19 protein-coding genes are annotated in these 18,264 nt (G+C 30.9%); all 19 read right to left on the bottom strand.

Annotated features, from left to right (window positions below; genetic code table 11):
• Positions 1 to 129 precede the first annotated feature (129 nt).
• Positions 130 to 294: a carbon storage regulator gene (locus ACX6CF_RS12285; RefSeq protein WP_458785625.1), complete on the bottom strand. Its 165-nt coding sequence runs from the start codon at positions 292 to 294 to the stop codon at positions 130 to 132.
• A 515-nt stretch (positions 295 to 809) separates the two neighbouring features.
• Entirely contained in the window at positions 810 to 1,904 is a 1,095-nt protein-coding gene (locus tag ACX6CF_RS12290) for a flagellin N-terminal helical domain-containing protein (RefSeq protein WP_458785626.1), read from the bottom strand.
• Positions 1,905 to 2,029: 125 nt separating this feature from the next.
• Positions 2,030 to 2,263 (bottom strand): carbon storage regulator CsrA, encoded by a 234-nt coding sequence (csrA, locus tag ACX6CF_RS12295; protein ID WP_458785627.1) that lies wholly within the window; start codon positions 2,261 to 2,263, stop codon positions 2,030 to 2,032.
• Between the two features lies 1 nt (position 2,264).
• Positions 2,265 to 2,714, bottom strand: coding sequence for a flagellar assembly protein FliW (gene fliW / locus ACX6CF_RS12300; protein WP_458785628.1), 450 nt, complete (start codon positions 2,712 to 2,714; stop codon positions 2,265 to 2,267).
• 230 nt (positions 2,715 to 2,944) lie between these two features.
• The gene (flgL, locus tag ACX6CF_RS12305) at positions 2,945 to 4,249 is read right to left on the bottom strand and encodes a flagellar hook-associated protein FlgL (RefSeq protein ID WP_458785629.1); all 1,305 of its coding nucleotides are present in this window, start codon (positions 4,247 to 4,249) and stop codon (positions 2,945 to 2,947) included.
• Between the two features lie 57 nt (positions 4,250 to 4,306).
• A complete protein-coding gene (gene flgK / locus ACX6CF_RS12310; RefSeq protein ID WP_458785630.1) occupies positions 4,307 to 5,998 on the bottom strand; it encodes a flagellar hook-associated protein FlgK in 1,692 nt (563 codons plus the stop codon).
• Between the two features lie 10 nt (positions 5,999 to 6,008).
• The gene (flgK, locus tag ACX6CF_RS12315; RefSeq protein ID WP_458785631.1) at positions 6,009 to 7,598 is read right to left on the bottom strand and encodes a flagellar hook-associated protein FlgK; all 1,590 of its coding nucleotides are present in this window, start codon (positions 7,596 to 7,598) and stop codon (positions 6,009 to 6,011) included.
• 140 nt (positions 7,599 to 7,738) lie between these two features.
• On the bottom strand, positions 7,739 to 8,248 hold the full coding sequence (locus tag ACX6CF_RS12320) for a flagellar protein FlgN (protein WP_458785632.1): 510 nt from the start codon (positions 8,246 to 8,248) through the stop codon (positions 7,739 to 7,741).
• Between the two features lie 67 nt (positions 8,249 to 8,315).
• Positions 8,316 to 8,597 (bottom strand): flagellar biosynthesis anti-sigma factor FlgM, encoded by a 282-nt coding sequence (gene flgM / locus ACX6CF_RS12325; RefSeq protein WP_458785633.1) that lies wholly within the window; start codon positions 8,595 to 8,597, stop codon positions 8,316 to 8,318.
• 254 nt (positions 8,598 to 8,851) lie between these two features.
• Positions 8,852 to 9,265: a flagellar protein gene (locus ACX6CF_RS12330; protein ID WP_458785634.1), complete on the bottom strand. Its 414-nt coding sequence runs from the start codon at positions 9,263 to 9,265 to the stop codon at positions 8,852 to 8,854.
• Positions 9,266 to 9,279: 14 nt separating this feature from the next.
• Positions 9,280 to 10,008 carry a ComF family protein gene (locus ACX6CF_RS12335; RefSeq protein WP_458785635.1) on the bottom strand — a complete coding sequence of 243 codons (729 nt, stop codon included), beginning with the start codon at positions 10,006 to 10,008 and terminating at the stop codon, positions 9,280 to 9,282.
• Between the two features lie 9 nt (positions 10,009 to 10,017).
• A complete protein-coding gene (recD2, locus tag ACX6CF_RS12340) occupies positions 10,018 to 12,267 on the bottom strand; it encodes an SF1B family DNA helicase RecD2 (RefSeq protein ID WP_458785636.1) in 2,250 nt (749 codons plus the stop codon).
• Positions 12,268 to 12,474: 207 nt separating this feature from the next.
• Positions 12,475 to 12,738 (bottom strand): HPr family phosphocarrier protein, encoded by a 264-nt coding sequence (locus tag ACX6CF_RS12345; protein WP_458785637.1) that lies wholly within the window; start codon positions 12,736 to 12,738, stop codon positions 12,475 to 12,477.
• 8 nt (positions 12,739 to 12,746) lie between these two features.
• Entirely contained in the window at positions 12,747 to 13,229 is a 483-nt protein-coding gene (locus ACX6CF_RS12350; protein ID WP_458785638.1) for a PTS sugar transporter subunit IIA, read from the bottom strand.
• 52 nt (positions 13,230 to 13,281) lie between these two features.
• The gene (locus ACX6CF_RS12355) at positions 13,282 to 14,640 is read right to left on the bottom strand and encodes a PTS transporter subunit EIIC (RefSeq protein ID WP_458785639.1); all 1,359 of its coding nucleotides are present in this window, start codon (positions 14,638 to 14,640) and stop codon (positions 13,282 to 13,284) included.
• A gap of 27 nt (positions 14,641 to 14,667) precedes the next feature.
• Complete coding sequence (locus ACX6CF_RS12360) at positions 14,668 to 15,150, bottom strand: PTS transporter subunit EIIC (protein WP_458785640.1); 483 nt, start codon at positions 15,148 to 15,150, stop codon at positions 14,668 to 14,670.
• Between the two features lie 193 nt (positions 15,151 to 15,343).
• Complete coding sequence (locus tag ACX6CF_RS12365) at positions 15,344 to 16,186, bottom strand: PRD domain-containing protein (protein ID WP_458785641.1); 843 nt, start codon at positions 16,184 to 16,186, stop codon at positions 15,344 to 15,346.
• A gap of 15 nt (positions 16,187 to 16,201) precedes the next feature.
• Positions 16,202 to 17,905: a phosphoenolpyruvate--protein phosphotransferase gene (gene ptsP / locus ACX6CF_RS12370; RefSeq protein WP_458785642.1), complete on the bottom strand. Its 1,704-nt coding sequence runs from the start codon at positions 17,903 to 17,905 to the stop codon at positions 16,202 to 16,204.
• Between the two features lie 11 nt (positions 17,906 to 17,916).
• Positions 17,917 to 18,180, bottom strand: a complete 264-nt coding sequence (locus ACX6CF_RS12375; protein ID WP_458785643.1) for an HPr family phosphocarrier protein — start codon at positions 18,178 to 18,180, stop codon at positions 17,917 to 17,919.
• Positions 18,181 to 18,264 lie beyond the last annotated feature (84 nt).

An 18,264-nucleotide genomic window follows, 5' to 3' on the forward strand; every position in this document is an offset into this window, starting at 1 on the left:
TTACTGGCTTATTATCTAATTAAAAAAGGGAATTAACCCAACCCTCTACTAGTAATCCTTTACTAGTCTACGGTTGAAATAATTCCCTCATCCTTGAAGTTTATTTCTTTATATAATTGTTAATAATCTTTATTTGATACTTTGTTTTTCGAATATTTCTCCTCTAATAATCGAAATATCTTTTGGGGCATCTATTGCAAGACGTAAGTCACCATCTTTACTTTTTACTACCTCCACCTTAACTTTTTCACCTATCATTACATATTGTCCTGGCTTCCTGCCTAATACTAACATATTTTTTCCTCCTTGATTCACATGCAATAAGGCATAAACACGTATGATACTTAGACTTACTTTGTTCGGCATCCTGCCAAATATTGTAAGTTTCTATTTATCATCCTTGTTTATGCCTTATATTTCTTATATAATTTCTTTCAAAGTATATATCGGTTATTCATAATAACAACTTTAGCTTTTTTTATATTTTTTATAACTTTTTTCATATATACAATTATAAATATTATTTATTAATTATAATATATCAACAGATTAATGCCTGAGGTACATTAATGTATTAGCATTTTAATGGATTGATTTATACATATTTGTTATGGATGTGTTAGAGATGCATAATTATATTTAAAGTAACTAAAAAAGCATTATTCGTAAGGAGAATAATTAACTCTTTCCTTATTAATAATGCTTTTTTAGATTTTAGATTTATTTAATTTAAAGATATAACTCTTAACTTCTTTTTAAAATGTTCAATTTATAATTATCTAATCTATACTTTGCGACTCAAAAATTAATTATCTTAATAATTGGAGTACCCCTTGAGGTGCTTGATTTGCTTGCGCTAACATTGACTGTGCCGCTTGCATTAAGATGTTTTGTTTTGTAAAATTCATCATCTCTTTTGCCATATCAACGTCTCTAATTCTTGATTCTGCCGCTTGCAGATTTTCTGATGATGTGTTCAAATTATTAATTCTATGTTCTAATCTATTTTGTTTCGCACCAAGTTTAGCTCTTTCATCAGAAACTAGTTTGATTGCTGAATCAATATTAGTAATAGAAGCAGAAGCATTTGTAGTATCTTGTAAATCATTAGTATTTACTCCAAGACCAGTGGCATCCATGTTACTAATCCCTAATGTCATAGTCTCTCCAGCATTAGCTCCTGTTTGAAATGCTACTGAACCCGTTCCACCGATAACTACATCTGTACCATTTAATGATGCAGCAACAAAAGCACTACCTGTTGATATAGAAATGTCAAATTCTTCAATTTTTACAGTTTGTGCACCTGCACCCATAGTACCTCCAGCTATAGTAACACTATTACCTGCAACATCTGTAACAGTTAAATCAGTACCATCATCTGCAATTGTATATGTTTCTGCAGCACCACTACCTGATATTGAAGTTACTCCAGCTACTGCTAATGCTGTAGAGTTAGCAGCATCTTGATCAACTGAATTACCAAAATTACCATCCAGAAGAGTCATTTTATTAAATTTTGTTTGAGAAGCAATATCATTGATTTCTGATTTCAATTGTTGAAATTCAGCATCTAACTGATCTCTATCTAAATCTGTCGCTGTATCTGTAGAAGCTTGAACTGATAATTCTCTCATTCTTTGAAGCATAGCATGAGTTTCAGTTAACGCACCTTCAGCAGTTTGAATTAGAGAGATACCATCTTGAGCATTTCTAGAAGCTTGATTTAATCCTCTAACTTGTGCTCTCATTTTTTCAGAAATTGCAAGACCAGCTGCATCATCACCTGCTCTATTAATTCTAAGACCTGATGATAATTTTTCCGTTGCCTTTGATTGGGATGTAGCGATTCCACCCATTTGACGATGCGTATTCATTGCCATCATATTGTGATTAATAATCATAATAAATTCCTCCTTGAATTTTGCTTGGCATCCTTGCCAATATTATTTTTTAATAATTATGCGTTATTACACATAAATTATTATACACATATTATATCGGTATATTTAAAATAAACTTTATAGTTTTATGAATTTTTTATAAATAAATCTTTTAATTTATTAATACCTTGATCAGTTGTATTACTAGCTTTTTTATTTTCTTCTTGAATCTGTACATAGATTTCTTTACGATGAATAGTAATATCCTTAGGCGCATTTATACCGATTCGTACTTGATCTTTACCAATTTCTAAAATTATTAATTCAATATCATCTCCAATAATAATACCTTCGCCTTTTTTCCTAGATAATGCCAACATATTATTCACCCACCTTTTGCTTTAATAGTTTAAGGTGTTCATATAAATTCTGTTTAATCTTATATTTATTGTCATTTAGTATAATTTGAATACCTCTTTTAGTCTTAGCATTAACAATAATTGGAGCCTTTAAGTTAGTAGTCATTTTCTCAATATCTGTTGGAACTACAATTATACTGTATAAAAGTAAATCTTCCTCTTTTAAATCTCCAATCCGCAAAATCAATTCATCCTTGACTTCTGGACTATAATCTGGAAATACCAACGGTGTACATATCATCGGTAATACTATATCTTTATCTTCTATTGACTGTAACCAACAAAAGATATCATTTTCGTGTATAATAGTGAACTCGTGATATTGAGTAAATCCAAAAATTCCTTCATCAAATGTATTAATATGTTCTTTATCAACTTCTATTTTACCAAAATGCTTTGTATCAATTAGCATTTCTACCACCCCTTACGAGATTATTTGTTTATAACATGAAACTTGTTTATCTAGGAATAAATAAGTAATTCATACAAAATATACCATAATACTATTATATCATTCATTATTTAACATAGAAAGATATAACAAATAAATTATTTTGGTATTTTATTCCACTTAATAATAATTTAGACGCATATTCTAATGCGTCTATTATTATTTATTAAAATCTTTATTATTAAAATTTTCTATCTTATAAAATCCAACAACGTAGTTTGCATAATTTTAGAAGATGACATTAACGCTGCATTATAAACCATTTCCTGAGATTTCATTTTCATAATTACTTCTGCAACATCAATATCTTCATTTTGAGACATCAAATCAGTAAAATTAACTTTATCATCGTCCAGACGATTGATTGTTAGATCCATGCGATTAATTCTAGTACCTAAATCGGCTTCTTGTTTAAGTAGTTCATTTTTATGTTTATCAATTTTACCTATAAGCTGAGTAAATTTATCTCCTAGACTGTCTTTCAATAAATCATCATATTTAGAACCATCTTTTGATACTTTACCAACTTCGTTTATCATTTCTTCAAGATCTCTTACCAAATCAACACTAATTAAATCTTTTCCTAAGGAATTAATTGGAACACTTTGATTATAGCTTACTTGGTAACTAATATTATCTCTTTGATTTTCATATTCAACATTATTATAATCAGTACATTTATAATAATGTATTGGATTAAGATCATTTTTCTCAAATTTATCTTTATTATATTCAAATGTTATATCTGTTGGTATTTTCCCACTGGCTTTATCAGCCGAATTAAATATCAATTCTCCTGTATCTTTTAGAAAGTTAACTTTTCCCACAGCTGGTTCATAAGCATTAGGATCATTAGAATCTATAGTATCAACTGCTAAATCAGGTGATACTATATTAGTATCAGCAATATTATTTATATTAGAATACCCCAACCTTATCCTATCAACATTAATTACTCTTGGATTAGGGGTATCATCTATTATTTTTTCAATTGTTTCAACATCATCACTTTTAAATTTTTCTGTAATCTTATAATTTTTACCACTCACTTTTTCCGTAAACGTCAATGGCTGATCCGTCTTATACCCGGTAAAAACATGTCTACCAGCGTAATCCACATTTCCCTCATTAGCAAGTTGGTCTTTTAGCTGCTTCAAGGAAGTAATGATACTTTCTCTTTCACCTATACCTAGAGGGTCATTAGAAGCTTGAACACTTAAATCTCTAGCTTTTTTAACGATTTCAATAATATTTGAAATTGAATTCTCGGTAACAGTCATCCAAGATATTGCATCCTTGGCATTTGATTTGTACTGTTCCACTTCTCTAACGCTGGTTCTGAACTTCAATGCTCTGACTGCAACTATAGGGTCATCAGAGGGCTTTTGAATCTTTTTACCTGTAGCTAATTGTCCTTCGTAGATACTAAGAGCATATTTACTTCTATTAAGACTTAGAAGTATATTGTTTGCTACCATATTATTCGTTATTCGCATTCAGATTACACCTTCCTTATCTATATCATAATCACACTTATATTAAACACTTTATAATTAATTAGCTCCCATTCTATTAATTGTTACATCGTATATCTCATCAAATACACGTATCATCTGTGCTGATATTACATAAGCTTGTTGAAATTTAATAATATTGGTTGTTTCTTCATTAATATCGACACCTGAATAAGATAATCTTTGATTATTAATCATCAAATTAAGGTTTGTCTGACCTGTTTCAAAGCTATCAGCTTGACTTTTATCTATTCCTAATTCTCCAATTAATGCTTGAATATAGTTACCTGGTTCACCTGTTTTGAACATATCATTATCATGCTTTAAATCTAGCATTTCTTTAATAATGTCATTATCACTTTCACCTGATGTTGGATCGGAACTTGTTAATAACTTATCTATATCCGATGCTATTTCCTTAGAAAATTGGAAATTATCAATAGTCATTTTACTATAATCAACAACATCACCAGGGGTAAAGCCTACAAAAGTAAATAATGGACCACCAGTATTGTTATTCCCTTTTCTATGTATTTCATTGAATTTCTCAGCAACAGTCCTTACAAAGTTATTCATTCTCTCAACATAGTATGAGATTCCTTTGTATTTGAGATTTTCTCCCATACTAACATTAGTAGCTCCTGCTGGTGCATTTGAAGCTAATGTAAAAGTCACCTCATTATTTCCTTCATCATATGTAAAACTGTTATACTTATATACTACACCATCAATTTTAATTTCACCTGTATCTGGTAAATCAGCTCTATTAACATTACCAACTACAATAGTATCAACAGCTACTGTATTTATTATACCCTTAAAATTATCACCATTATTGCCATCCCTCATATCAATATACCCTTTTAACTCACCTTCTAGTTCAGGGTCTGTCATATCGAATTTATTCCCATTTTCCCAATATATATCAAATAATCCTGGTTCATCTTCTGGATTATTTAGATGTTCTCTTGATTTAGTTTCTAATAGATTTACCCTACTTCCTTCAACCAGCTTTTGTCCATTAGCTAGAACTGAGAAAGTCTTCTTACCATTGACATCTACGCGTTCATCAACCTTAACATTTATTATATGTGATAACTCATCTACGATAAGCGCTCTTTTATCTCTTAGGTCATTTGCCTCTGCACCTGAAAACTCAACATTTTCTATTTGTTCATTAAGAGTCGCTAACTGATTAGCACAATAATTAATCTGGTCTACCTTAGTTTTGATTGAGAAATTGGCTTCTCTTTGAAAAGACCTCATTTTATCACCGATATCATTAAAATATCTTGAAAAGCTCTTAGCCATATCAATAAAATTAATTTTATATGGTTCACTTGATGGATCTGTAGAGAGTTTCTGCAATGAATCAAACATATCATCAAACTGTTTTGATATACCTGTATCTTTTATTTCATTAAGAATTGTTTCTATACTGCTTGTCTGTGAATTCTTAACCGTATACTCTCCGAGATGGCTTGAATTGCTCCAAAACTTAGTATCTAAATATTTATTTCTGTATTGACTTATCTTTAATATTTCAGAACCAGTCCCCATCATTCCAATACCATTATTAGGTAAAGGTCTGCAAGCTGATTGAATACCAAATTGCCTGCTGTAACCAGGAGTCTGTGCATTAGTTATATTATGATTAGTTATATCTAACCATGTTCTTGCTGTAAATAAACCTTGTGTAGCTACATTTAAGCCAAAAAATGATGATTGCATTTAACTCCCCCTATCTTCCTACAAGACCTAATCTATTGATAACTTGATCTAACATCTGATCTACCACGGTAACCACTCTTGCAGATGCATTGTATGCATGCTGATATTTCATCATATTACCTAACTCTTCATCAGATGATACTCCCATAAGAATACCTCTTTGATTATCTATCTGTGCAATAAGTATTTGTTGATTCTCCATCTGTGTTTTAGTCAATTTCCCAATATTACCTATATCTCCAACAAAACTTACATAATATTCATTAATATTCAACTTAGAATCACATCCAGGATATTCGTCCAGCAACGGATTTTGCCACTGAGTTTTAATTGCCTCTACAACATCATTATTTTGAAGTTCTCCTTGAACTCCAGTAATACATATTTTATCGTAATCATTCAATACTTCCGGATTAATCTCTAGATTTCCAGCCGAATATAATGAGTCAGAGCCAGCATTTTCATCATTGAATGTAGTACCAGTATACCTATCCATATGCTTCCTCTTGAAAATCTCTATATTCTGTGAACCATCTAACCCATAAGGACCATCCCTTGTTATTGGTGCTATATTATCATTAATGGTTGTAACAACCGAATGTACAAATAAATCAAATTTAGCTTGAGTCCTCATAATAATAGAAGGCTTTACGTTATCATTGAAATCACTTGCAATCTCTGTATCCTTCCAATTAGCTCTTCTAGTGCCTCTTGATAATAATATTCCTTTTAATGAACCTCTATCATTTTCTTTCTCAGCAGAAATCTCTGTATCTAGATTAAATACCCTTTGACCAGTTGCTTTCCATATAGGTGATACTAGCGGACTATTAGGTACTGCTTGCTCAAGTTCCATTTTGTTGACATTGCCAAGAGATACAAAATCAAAACCTTCTGCTTTGACTGAAACATTACCAAGCTTGTCTTCTTTGTAAGTTATGTCAATTATCTGTGCTAATTGGTCTAGAGCATTATTCCTTGCATCTCTATAATCATTAGCATTATCACCATTTATCTCATATTTAACAATTTTATCATTCAGTATATTTATTTCTTCACCAAGTCTATTTATTTCATCAACTTTATCAGTAACCTGTTTATTAAGATTTAATTGATATTCATCCAACTGTTCCATGATAAGATTTGCTTTATTTACAAAAAGAACGGCACTTTGAACGAATGTACCTCTTGCTTCTCTACCATCTGGATGTTTTGAAAGCTCATTAAGGGATTTCCAGAACTTTTCAAGTACCTTTTCCATACTTTCCCCTTCTATTTCACCTAGAATTGTTTGTATTTCGTCTAAAGCATCTGCACCAGAATTATAATATCCATATCTGCTTGCTTCATTTCTGAATGCTCCATCAAGAAACATATCTCTTACTTGACGTAAAGCCTGTACATCAGTACCCATACCAACCATTAAGTTACTATTTCCATTACTACCTATTTTAAAATAACTTGAATCTTTCATTAGTACTTGTTGTCTAACGTAACCTGGTGTATTTACATTAGCCATATTATGAGCAGTTGCTTGTAATCCATATTGACTAGCTTGTAGCCCTGATATGGCTCTAGATAAACTACTAATTGACGACACATTATCACCTCTACTGTTAATTATTCACTGCTATTTTATCCTTTGTAGTTAAGTATTAAGAGTTATAATCTAAACTATATTAAATAATTAGGCTTACACCTCTTAATACTCAACCAGTATCTATCTAATTAAATATAACGTTACTGTTTAGCATCAAAGAATCTTCTTCCTTCTTGTGAATTATATATATTACCTTGTGCTTCATAATTGCTATTTGTCATTGCACTTTCACTTTGTAAAGCATTCATTGTAAAATCTATATAGTCAAGTGATTCTTTTAACAAAATCTTATTTCTGTCATTGATTACTTGTAACCTTTCAACAACTTCTCTAATATCCTCTTTTAGATTATTCAGCTTAGAATGTTCCTTTTCCTGTTTGGCTAGTAGAACCGCTAAATTATTTATAGTTAATTCATCTGAATCTTTATTAGTTACTATAGCGATATCATTAATTATTTCTTCTCTTTTTTTGTCTATTCTTATAACATGTGAAGCCATCTGTTGTTCTTCTCTAGTGAGTTCATTAAGAGCAGAAATATCACCTTTAATAATTATTTCTGTTTTTGCCTCACCAACAGTAAGCAATTTCTTATAGCACTGTTTTTCATCTTCTAGAGTTATTATTAAATCTTCTATTAAACTAGCCAATGTGCTCAATCCTTTCAAAATATTAAACATCTAACACTTATTAGTTAGAATAATACTATCTACTCTATTAACCTCTTTTGTCAAAATATCTATCAACTATTTTGTCAGCTACCTCTCTAGCACTAACATTGTATGAACCAGATTGTATACGCTTTTTTATGTCATTAACTTTATCTTGTCTGATATCAGGTGCATTTTTCACTGCTTTCTTAGCTATCTGTAGTTCTTTAGCAACATCTGATATAGCTAATGAGTCTTTTTCATTCTTAACTTTTGCTATTTTGGATATTCTATCTGTCTGGTTAACTTTGTATGCGTTGTTAACATTTTTAATCCCATTTACTCTCATGATAGAACCCGTCCTTCCATTTTATTTCTCTAACATATTTTAAGTATATGTTGGTTTCAATTATTTTATCGGCAATCATCATTATAATATTTAGTCAAAAATAAAAAAACATAAAAACAGACCGTCTCATAATCTATTTTTTCATATTATCAATAAAAATTACCCTAATCTTAATTAATAATACTTATACAAAAATGGATTATGAAGCAGTCCTTTAGCTCATTACTTTATAACTAATTATATTTATGTATTCATTACTTGTTATCCCTATTAAGATATCTCATCTTATTTTTCACTTCATCTTCTTTTAATTTATTGATTGCATCTTTTTTATCGTATGCACCATCTAGATTATGTTGAATATCATGTTTACATTGATCACAATATCGACCCGTTCTAATAGTCTTACCGCATAACTCGCATTCAATACCTATTGCTGAACCTTCAGAAAATGTAAGTCTTTCTTCACGTACCCATTGATGAATCAGTTTTAGTGATACATCACATTCTTCCGCCACTTGAGCTATATTAGCATTAGGATTATCCCTAATATATTTCTTAGTCACTTGGAATTGATCCTCTAAATCGCTTTTACATGCAGGACACATAGGTATACCTGTTATATAATTAAATATTCTACCACACTTCACACAATTTCTTACATTCATAAAAAACACCTCCGTTAAAATCCTTTTCCTATCGCTAATGTAATAAAAATCACTTCATTTGCTCCACTTATCAATAATTCCTTTGCAAGGCTGTTTATAGTATTACCTGTAGTATATATATCGTCACAAATCAATATTGTCTTACCAACTATTTCATCAGATTTTATTACTTTAAATGCCTTTTTCATATTATTAACTCTTTCTTTGTCAGAAAGATTTTTCTGAGGCTTAGTATTGATTGTTCTAATGACACAATTGGTATTACAAGATATATCTAGGTATTTCCCAATATTTGTAGCGATAATACCAGCTTGATTATAACCTCTTTTTCTTAATTTTTTTTTATGAAGAGGTACGGGAATTATTAAATCAATCTGTGCTTCTAGTATCTCCCTTTTATATAATGTTACTACTTCTTTCGAGAAAATTCTACCATAATTTTCATTATTATCATATTTATATCTTCGTAAAGCCTTTTTTAATTCACCTTCGTAGAGCCAGACAGCCCAACCTCTTGTATAATCATGCTCATTTTTAGTACAATCAAAGCAATACTCTGTCACTTCATTATTAAGTGGTTTACTGCATTTTCTACAACGAGGTTCTATTATATATGGTAATTCTTCTACACATGAATCACAAATTCTTTCTTCTCCATTGATAGGTATTATATCCATGCATATTGGACAACGTTTTGGATAAATTATGCTAAGTAATTCATTTCCTAATTTATCAAGTTTCATAGATTCGACCTACCCATTATTATTCATGACTTCATTCATTGTATCAAAAATCTCTTGAACTCTTAATCTGAGTGTAGAATAACGCTCAATTTCTTTATCATTATCTATCATCTGATGTATTGTAGTATCTAGCCCGACAATAACTACATATTTTTTAGCACGAGTAACAGCGGTATATAACAAGTTTCTTATAAGAAGCATGGATGGTCCCGTTAGTAAAGGGATAACCACCACTGGATATTCACTTCCTTGTGATTTATGGATTGTAACTGCATAAGCTAATTCCAATTCCTCTAGATTAGCATATTCATATTCAGCTACTTTATTATCTTCAAATTTGACCTTTAGTTTATTAGTATACTGATTAATCTCAATAACTGTTCCAATATCCCCATTAAATACACCAACACCTTCGTCTATAGTAAAGTTATACTCATTTTTGATTTGCCATGCCAAGTTATAATTATTTTTTATCTGCATGACCTTATCGCCTTCTCTAAATAAAACATCACGAAAGACTTTTTCATTCTTATCTTTTTGGGGTGGATTTAAGGTTGCTTGTAATTCTTTATTAAGATTAATGGTGCCAAGAAGTCCCTTTCTCATAGGAGAAAGTATTTGAATTCCTTCAAAAGAAGAACATTTAGCAAATTTGGGTAATCTAGTTTTTGTTAGAGTTTTCAGTTCTTCTAAAATACTACCTGCTGTAGCCCTCTTTATGTAGAAAAAATCGCTCTTTTTGTTAGTTAAGTCAATATATTCTCCAGAATTAATCTTATGTGCATTCATTATAATTGCACTTTCTCTGGCTTGTCGGAAAATCTTTTCCAATTTTACTACCTTTACTTTATTACTTTCTATTATATCTTTTAATACATTTCCTGGTCCTACGGATGGTAATTGATCTTTATCCCCAACAATAATAAGCCTTGTACCAGGAATTAGCGCTTTTAATAAACTATTCATAAGAATAACATCAACCATTGATGCCTCATCAACAATTAAAGCATCACATTCTAGGGGATTATCTTCATGTTTCTCAAATTTATTATCTTCACTACTCATAAAAGAGATTTCTAATAGACGATGTATAGTTTGCGCCTGCCTTCCTGTAGCTTCTGTCATTCTCTTGGCAGCTCTACCTGTAGGTGCAGCTAACATTACATCTAATCCTTGTCTTTCTAATAATTCTATAATGGAATTAATTGTTGTTGTTTTTCCTGTTCCAGGACCTCCAGTAACGACTATAACTCCATTCTTGATTCCTTCTTTTATAGCTTGTCTTTGGTAATCATCAAAAACAATATCTGAACTATCTTCAATAGCTTCAATTTCCTTATCAACGTTACTAGGTAGATCATATTCAAATTGCGCAAGATCATAGATTTTTCTAGCTATATTTAATTCTACATGATAAAACATTATATTATAGGTAATAACTTCATCTTCGATTTCTTTACTGATAATTTGTTTATTGATCTGCAACTCAATTATTGCATTTTCTATAAGCTCGTATGGAACTAACAATATTTCTTCTGCTTTATCTATTAATTCATTTTTTGGTAAATAAGTATGTCCATTAAGTGAAGCTCTACCCAGAATAAACATAATCCCAGATTTAACCCTATGAATTGAGTCTTTATCAATCCCCATCTTCATAGCTATTTCATCAGCTGTCTTAAAACCTATACCAATTATATCTTTAGCAAGCTTATAAGGGTTGTTTCCAACAATATCCATGGTACGTTCTTTATATTTATTATATATCTTTATTGCATAAGTTAACGAAATACCATATTCTTGTAAGAATATAATTGTCTTCCTCATTTCTCTCTGCTCATAAAAAATATTAGCTATCTCTCTAGCCTTATTTTCACTTATACCCTTTACCAAAGCAAGAGTCTCTGGTTCTTCTTCTATAATTCTAAAAGAATCATCCCCAAATCTCTTAACAATCCTCTTAGCTAGAGCTGGTCCAATTCCCTTAATCGCTCCAGAAGATAGATACCTCAAAACAGAATGTCTATCCTGTGGTATAAAACTTTGATAGCTTTCTATCTGAAATTGCCTACCATAAGTATGATGAGAGACATATTCTCCAACTGCTCTAATCTGCTCACCTTCAGATACTCCCAACATTGTACCCACACAAGTAATATCTTCCTCTTCCATACTTATCTCACATACACAGTATCCATTATTCTCATTTCTATATATAATCTCTTCAATTATTCCTTCAATAACTTGCTGAGTTTCCATGAAATCACCTTTAATATTATTGTATCGTCATTTAGATTATTTTATCATATATGTATGTTAAAGACAATTGTTAGTGGCTTTTAGGTTTTTTAAGTACAAGTCAGTCATAAAAAGTGTTTTGTTCTATATTACCAAAATCATGGCTATTACCACTTTTCCACATTTAAGAATTCCTTTGAACCCCCAAAACAAAAAGAACCAGCATTTCTACCAGTCCTTTTCTAGAGGGTTCTCTACCAGATATATTACTTTTTTCATGGCTTCCTTCTCATCATTTCCATCAATGATAATTTTAACTTTATCATCTTTAGCCAACTCCAACATCATCACACTAATAACACTTTTGCCATTAGCATTTATATCACCAATTACTATATTGATGTTAGATTGATATTTCGACGTTTGATTGACAAAGTAAGCACATGGTCTTGCATGGAAATTATACTTTAATACAACTTCTTGTATGAGCATATGAATCCCTACTTTAATCTGATTTTCATTATCACATCATCTTCGATAGCCTTATCTAAATTACAATAAGAAAGACTTTTAACCTTTTCCATGTTGGTTATGATAATAGGTGTTATTATCTCTTTGCCTTTTTCTTTGATTAATTCAAGGTCCATTTTAATTAATGGATCACCTTTTTTTACAACTTGTTCTTCCTGAATTAATCTTTCATATCCCTCACCTTTTAACTCCACAGTATCTATTCCCATATGTATAAGTATCTCCAAACCCTCTTTTGATTTAATTCCTATAGCATGATTCGTTGGGAATATCTGAATTATTTTACCATCACATGGTGCTTTTATAATACCATCATATGGTAAAATTGCAATACCATCTCCAATCATCCTAGAAGCAAAAACTTCATCTGGTACTTTATCAAGTTCTACGACCTTGCCTCTAGCTGGTGTATATATTAGTGTATCTTTCTGTTTTTTTAGTATTTTAAACATGATTGCCTCCTAGGATTATTGTTGTTATAACATAAAACTGATTTGCAGGGTTCTATACAATTTTCTTCATTTCATCAACTACTAATTCAGCTTTTGGTCCTACAACAACCTGCATATTCTTATTATTAGGTCTAAGGACTCCTGAAGCTCCTAATTTCTTTAATTCATCATCATCAACTATTGATGAATCATTCAAGGTCAAACGAAGTCTTGTGATACAAGCATCTACTGCCTTGATATTTTGTTTACCACCTAGTGCCATTACAAACTCCGCTGCTATTCCTGCCATACCAAGATCTGCAATAAGAGCATCAATATTACCACCTTGTTCATCTAAACGACCTGGTGTAGGTAAATTGAGTTTTTTGATTGCGAATACAAAAACAAAGTAGTATACAACTCCAAAACATAACCCTATTGGTATAAGCAATAACGGTTTAGTCGCTAATTTAAAATATAGAGCGTAGTCTATGAAACCAGCCGAGAATATGAACCCATGCAATATGCCCAGTATATTACATATAATCAATGATAATCCGGCTAAAACTGCATGTATAACATATAATACTGGTGCTAAGAATATAAAACTGAATTCTAATGGTTCAGTTACACCTGTTAAAAATGAAGTAAATGCAAGTGAGAATATCATTGAACCTACCAAAGCTTTGTTCGCTTTTTTTGCACATGTATACATAGCAAGACCTGCTGCTGGAAGGGCAAACATCATTATTGGATAGAACCCAGCCATATATATTCCTGCACTTGGGTCTCCAGCAAGATATCTAGCATAGTCTCCTCTTACTATTTCACCTGCTGCATTAGTGAATTCACCGAAATTCATCCAGAATATATTGTTAAGGATATGATGTAAACCAGTAGGTATTAATAGTCGGTTAAGGAAACCATATACCCCTGCTCCAATTGCTCCCGACTGAATAACAAAATTACCGAACATATCTAATCCTTTTGCGATAAATGGCCATACTACGCAAAATAGTAAAGATAAAGGAATAGACGCAATGGATGTAACCAAAGGCACTACTGATTTTCCGAACTTGTTATCTTTTAGCCTATTATATATAAATGCAGTTACTCCACCTGTTACTATACCACCCAATACACCTATATCAGTACCAGGTACTACGGCATTGATTCCAGCTATTACCATAAAATAAGCTATTGAACCTGAAAAAGCAGCTATACTACTCTTGTCTTTTGATAAACCGATTGCTACACCAATTGCAAATAATAACGCTAAATTACTAAACACAGCATCTCCAGCATTACTGATGAATGGAATATTAAGAACATCTGGCTGACCTATACGTAATAATATTCCAGCTGCTGGTAACACTGCTATTGGAAGCATTAAAGCTGTACCTAATTTTTGTAACTTACTAAATACTTGCATTATAAATCCTCCTTATTTAATATAATTCTAGAATAGTCCTTTAAGTGGTACCCATGCATAACCAAATACAAGTGCTAATATTATACATGCGAATGCTGTTACAATTGGTACAAATCTTTTTCCTCCAAAGAAAGCTAACCATGTAGGTAATTGAGCATTTTTATACTTATTGTATAATAATCCAGCTACTATACCTGCAATAATCCCAGCAACTATACCCATGTTACTAGCATCATTTATAGTCTGAACTCCTTTATTAAGTACGAAATACCCTAATACTGCTGATAATACAACTGTACCATGATCATCAACAGCCAATGCGATTGCTACTATAATGGCAACAATCATTGGTAAATGTGCAAATACTGTTTTCCCCATTTCTTCAAAGAAAGCGATGTTCAACACACCTGGTTGACCTAGTAGTAATAATATCCCGGCTACTAGTAAGACACCCACTGGAAGCAATAATGCACTTATTTGTTTTTTTGTTGCCTCAGCCTTGTTACTCATAAAAAACTCCTCCTTTAATCTTTGTAATATAATATTAAATTAATTCACAAAAAGTTGTTTTTAATGATTTCTAGCAGTTATAACTTATTGTGTATTAATAAAAAAAGGCATAAACTCATAGTCAAATAATGATATCAACAAAATACCATCTCTAAACCATAAGCTTATGCCTGCATTACCAGTAACACGCTCATCAATTTCTTAATCTTTCAATATGTAGTGCCAAAAAACCTATTTCGTCTTTTGATACCTTTATCTCCTTTTCATTTTCAATTATTCCTGCTACTTTTTCCCCTATTCCATAAGCTACACTAAGCTTGGTAACAATATCATCTAATAAAGGATTTATTATTTCCTTTTTCTTTTCTACCCTGGTAATACTTTGCTTTAGATGAGTTACCAATCTAGTATACATAGTTAGATTTTTATCTATATCATATCCTATTTCACTTTCTATTAATTCCAATATATTCTTTAATAATCTAGTGTCCTTGATTGTATGCTTAATGTCTTTTCGTTGTCTTCCCGAATGGAGATGCAGAGCTATATACCCAACTTCATCATCAGGTATCATTACACCTAGACGCTTATATAATAATGATTTTCCTCTTAATGCCAGATTATATTCATCTTTGTACATTGATTTTATTTCAGATAAGAATGGATTAGAAAAAACCATACCTTGTTTTAATCGTTCTAAAGCAAACCCAACATGATCTACTAGAGCTATATGGATATGTTCATCTAAATGCCCCATTTCTTTATCTGCCAAAAGTATTATTTCTTCAACTACTCCTATTACTTTTCTATCTATAGCATTTACTAGCCTAATATATTCTTCTTTGAGTATACCTTCTGAGTTACTATATATTTTTTGAATTTTATTATGTTCAATTATAGCAACTTTATTAGCTTTTTTCCCAAAACCGATTCCTTTCCCGATAAGAATCATCTCTTGATTATTACTTGTTTTTTTGGCAAGAACGACATTATTATTTAGTACTTTAATGATATGATATGTATTTTCCCCACTCACAACTGCCTCCTCCAATCAGATACTACTTATGTTTTTCAAAAGTTCTATCATCTCATCTCCACTTTTACACTTTACAGCTTCATCAATCAAAGATTTATTTCTATTAATACTATTAATATGTTTACGTATACGTAGAACATTCCTTGAAACAACACTTAATTCATCAATTCCTAAACTAATCCATAGTGGAAGCAGCAATTCATCTGATGCTATTTCTCCACACATTGAAACTTCAATATCTTCTTTTTGAGCATTCTCAACAACCATCTTTATACTTTTTATAACAGCTGGATTATATGGTGAATATAGATAGCTTACCTTTGTATTCATTCTATCCACAGCACAAGTATACTGGGTTAAATCATTGGTTCCAATACTGAAAAAATCAACTTCTTTTGCAAATTGGTCTGAATTAAAAACAGCAGCTGGTGTTTCTATCATGATACCTACTTTAATTTCTTCATTAAAACTTTTTTTCTCTTCAATTAATTGGTTCTTCGCTTTTTCTAGAAGTTTTTTGGCTTCTATAAGCTCTTCGTATGCAGTTATCATTGGAAACATAATTTTTATACTAGTATTATCCGAAGCCCTAAGTATTGCTTTCAATTGAGTCAAAAATAGGTTTTCTTCTTGTAAGCAGTACCTGATAGCTCTATTCCCCAAAAAAGGGTTTAACTCATCTTCTATATTTATATACTCTATCTTCTTATCTCCACCTACATCTAATGTTCGAATAATTACCGCTTTACCTTTCATCATTCTACCTATGTTGCTATAGATATCATATTGTTCGTTTTCTGATGGAGGTATCTTTTTGTTCATATACAGAAATTCTGTTCTAAATAATCCTATACCCTCACCATCATTATTTAGTACTTGCTGTACATCTTCTATAGAACCGATATTGCAATAAATCTTGCAGTTATAACCATTTATTGTCTTAGTTTTACATCCTATAAAAGATTTTTCATCTTCTAGTTGAAGTATTCTTTTTTCAATCATTTGTTTATATGTATTTATCTGATATTCTTCTGGCTCTAAAATAATTTTACCTTTAGTTCCATCAATAATTATATTTTGTTTGTTTTCAACCATTCTAGTGACATTATCAATTCCAGTCACCGCAGGAATTCCAAGGGTTCTAGCTAGTATTGCTGTGTGAGATGTTTTTCCTCCAGTTTCTGTTACTATTCCTAATATTTTATCTCTATCCATTGATAAAGTATCTGAGGGAGTAAGCTCTTTTGTAACTAGTATAATTTTATCCTTAAGATCATTTAGAGGCTTCTTAATATTCCCGATTAGGTTATTAATGATTCTTTTACCTATATCTTCTATATCTAGAGCTCTTTCTTTAAAATATTCGTTATTCATATTTTTAAATATATCAGCATATTTTTTAACTGTTTGATCTACCGCCCACAGGGCATCGTGACCTTCTTCTATCTTTTCTATTATATTATCTTTTAGGTCAGGATCTTCTATCATTGTAATATGAGCTTTAATAATATCCGCTGTTTCACCAATGTTATCAGCATTATCTAGATGTATTTTCTGTAATTGTTCTATACTTATTGTTAAAGCTTTTTCCAATTTCATTTTTTCACTGGTGATATTAACATTATTTTTTTTGCTTATTATATATTCAGTAGGATTATAACAATACACCGAGCCTATACCATAACCTGCTGATACATTAATTCCAAATAACTCTTCCATAGTTTTTCTCCTTAGACTGTGAAGTTATTCATTATTAATTTTTCTAATGCATTCATAGCTTCTTCTTCATCATTACCATTGATTCTAAGGTATATTAAATCATCTTTCAATACACCTAGAGATAAAACTTGCAAAAATTTTTTCCCATCAGCTTCTTTCTTATTTTTTATTACCTTAATCTCTGAATTATATTCTTTTGATTTATTAATAAATAATGTTGCTGGTCTTGCATGTAATCCTGTTTCAGCTTTTATGATAAAACTTTTCATCAACATTTAATCACCTCATGTCTTATTTTTCAAACAGAAAAGCCTAATGAAACTTTTCTATAGCACTTAAATCACCACCACCCGTAAAAC

It is taken from the genome of Vallitalea sediminicola, assembly GCF_054408565.1.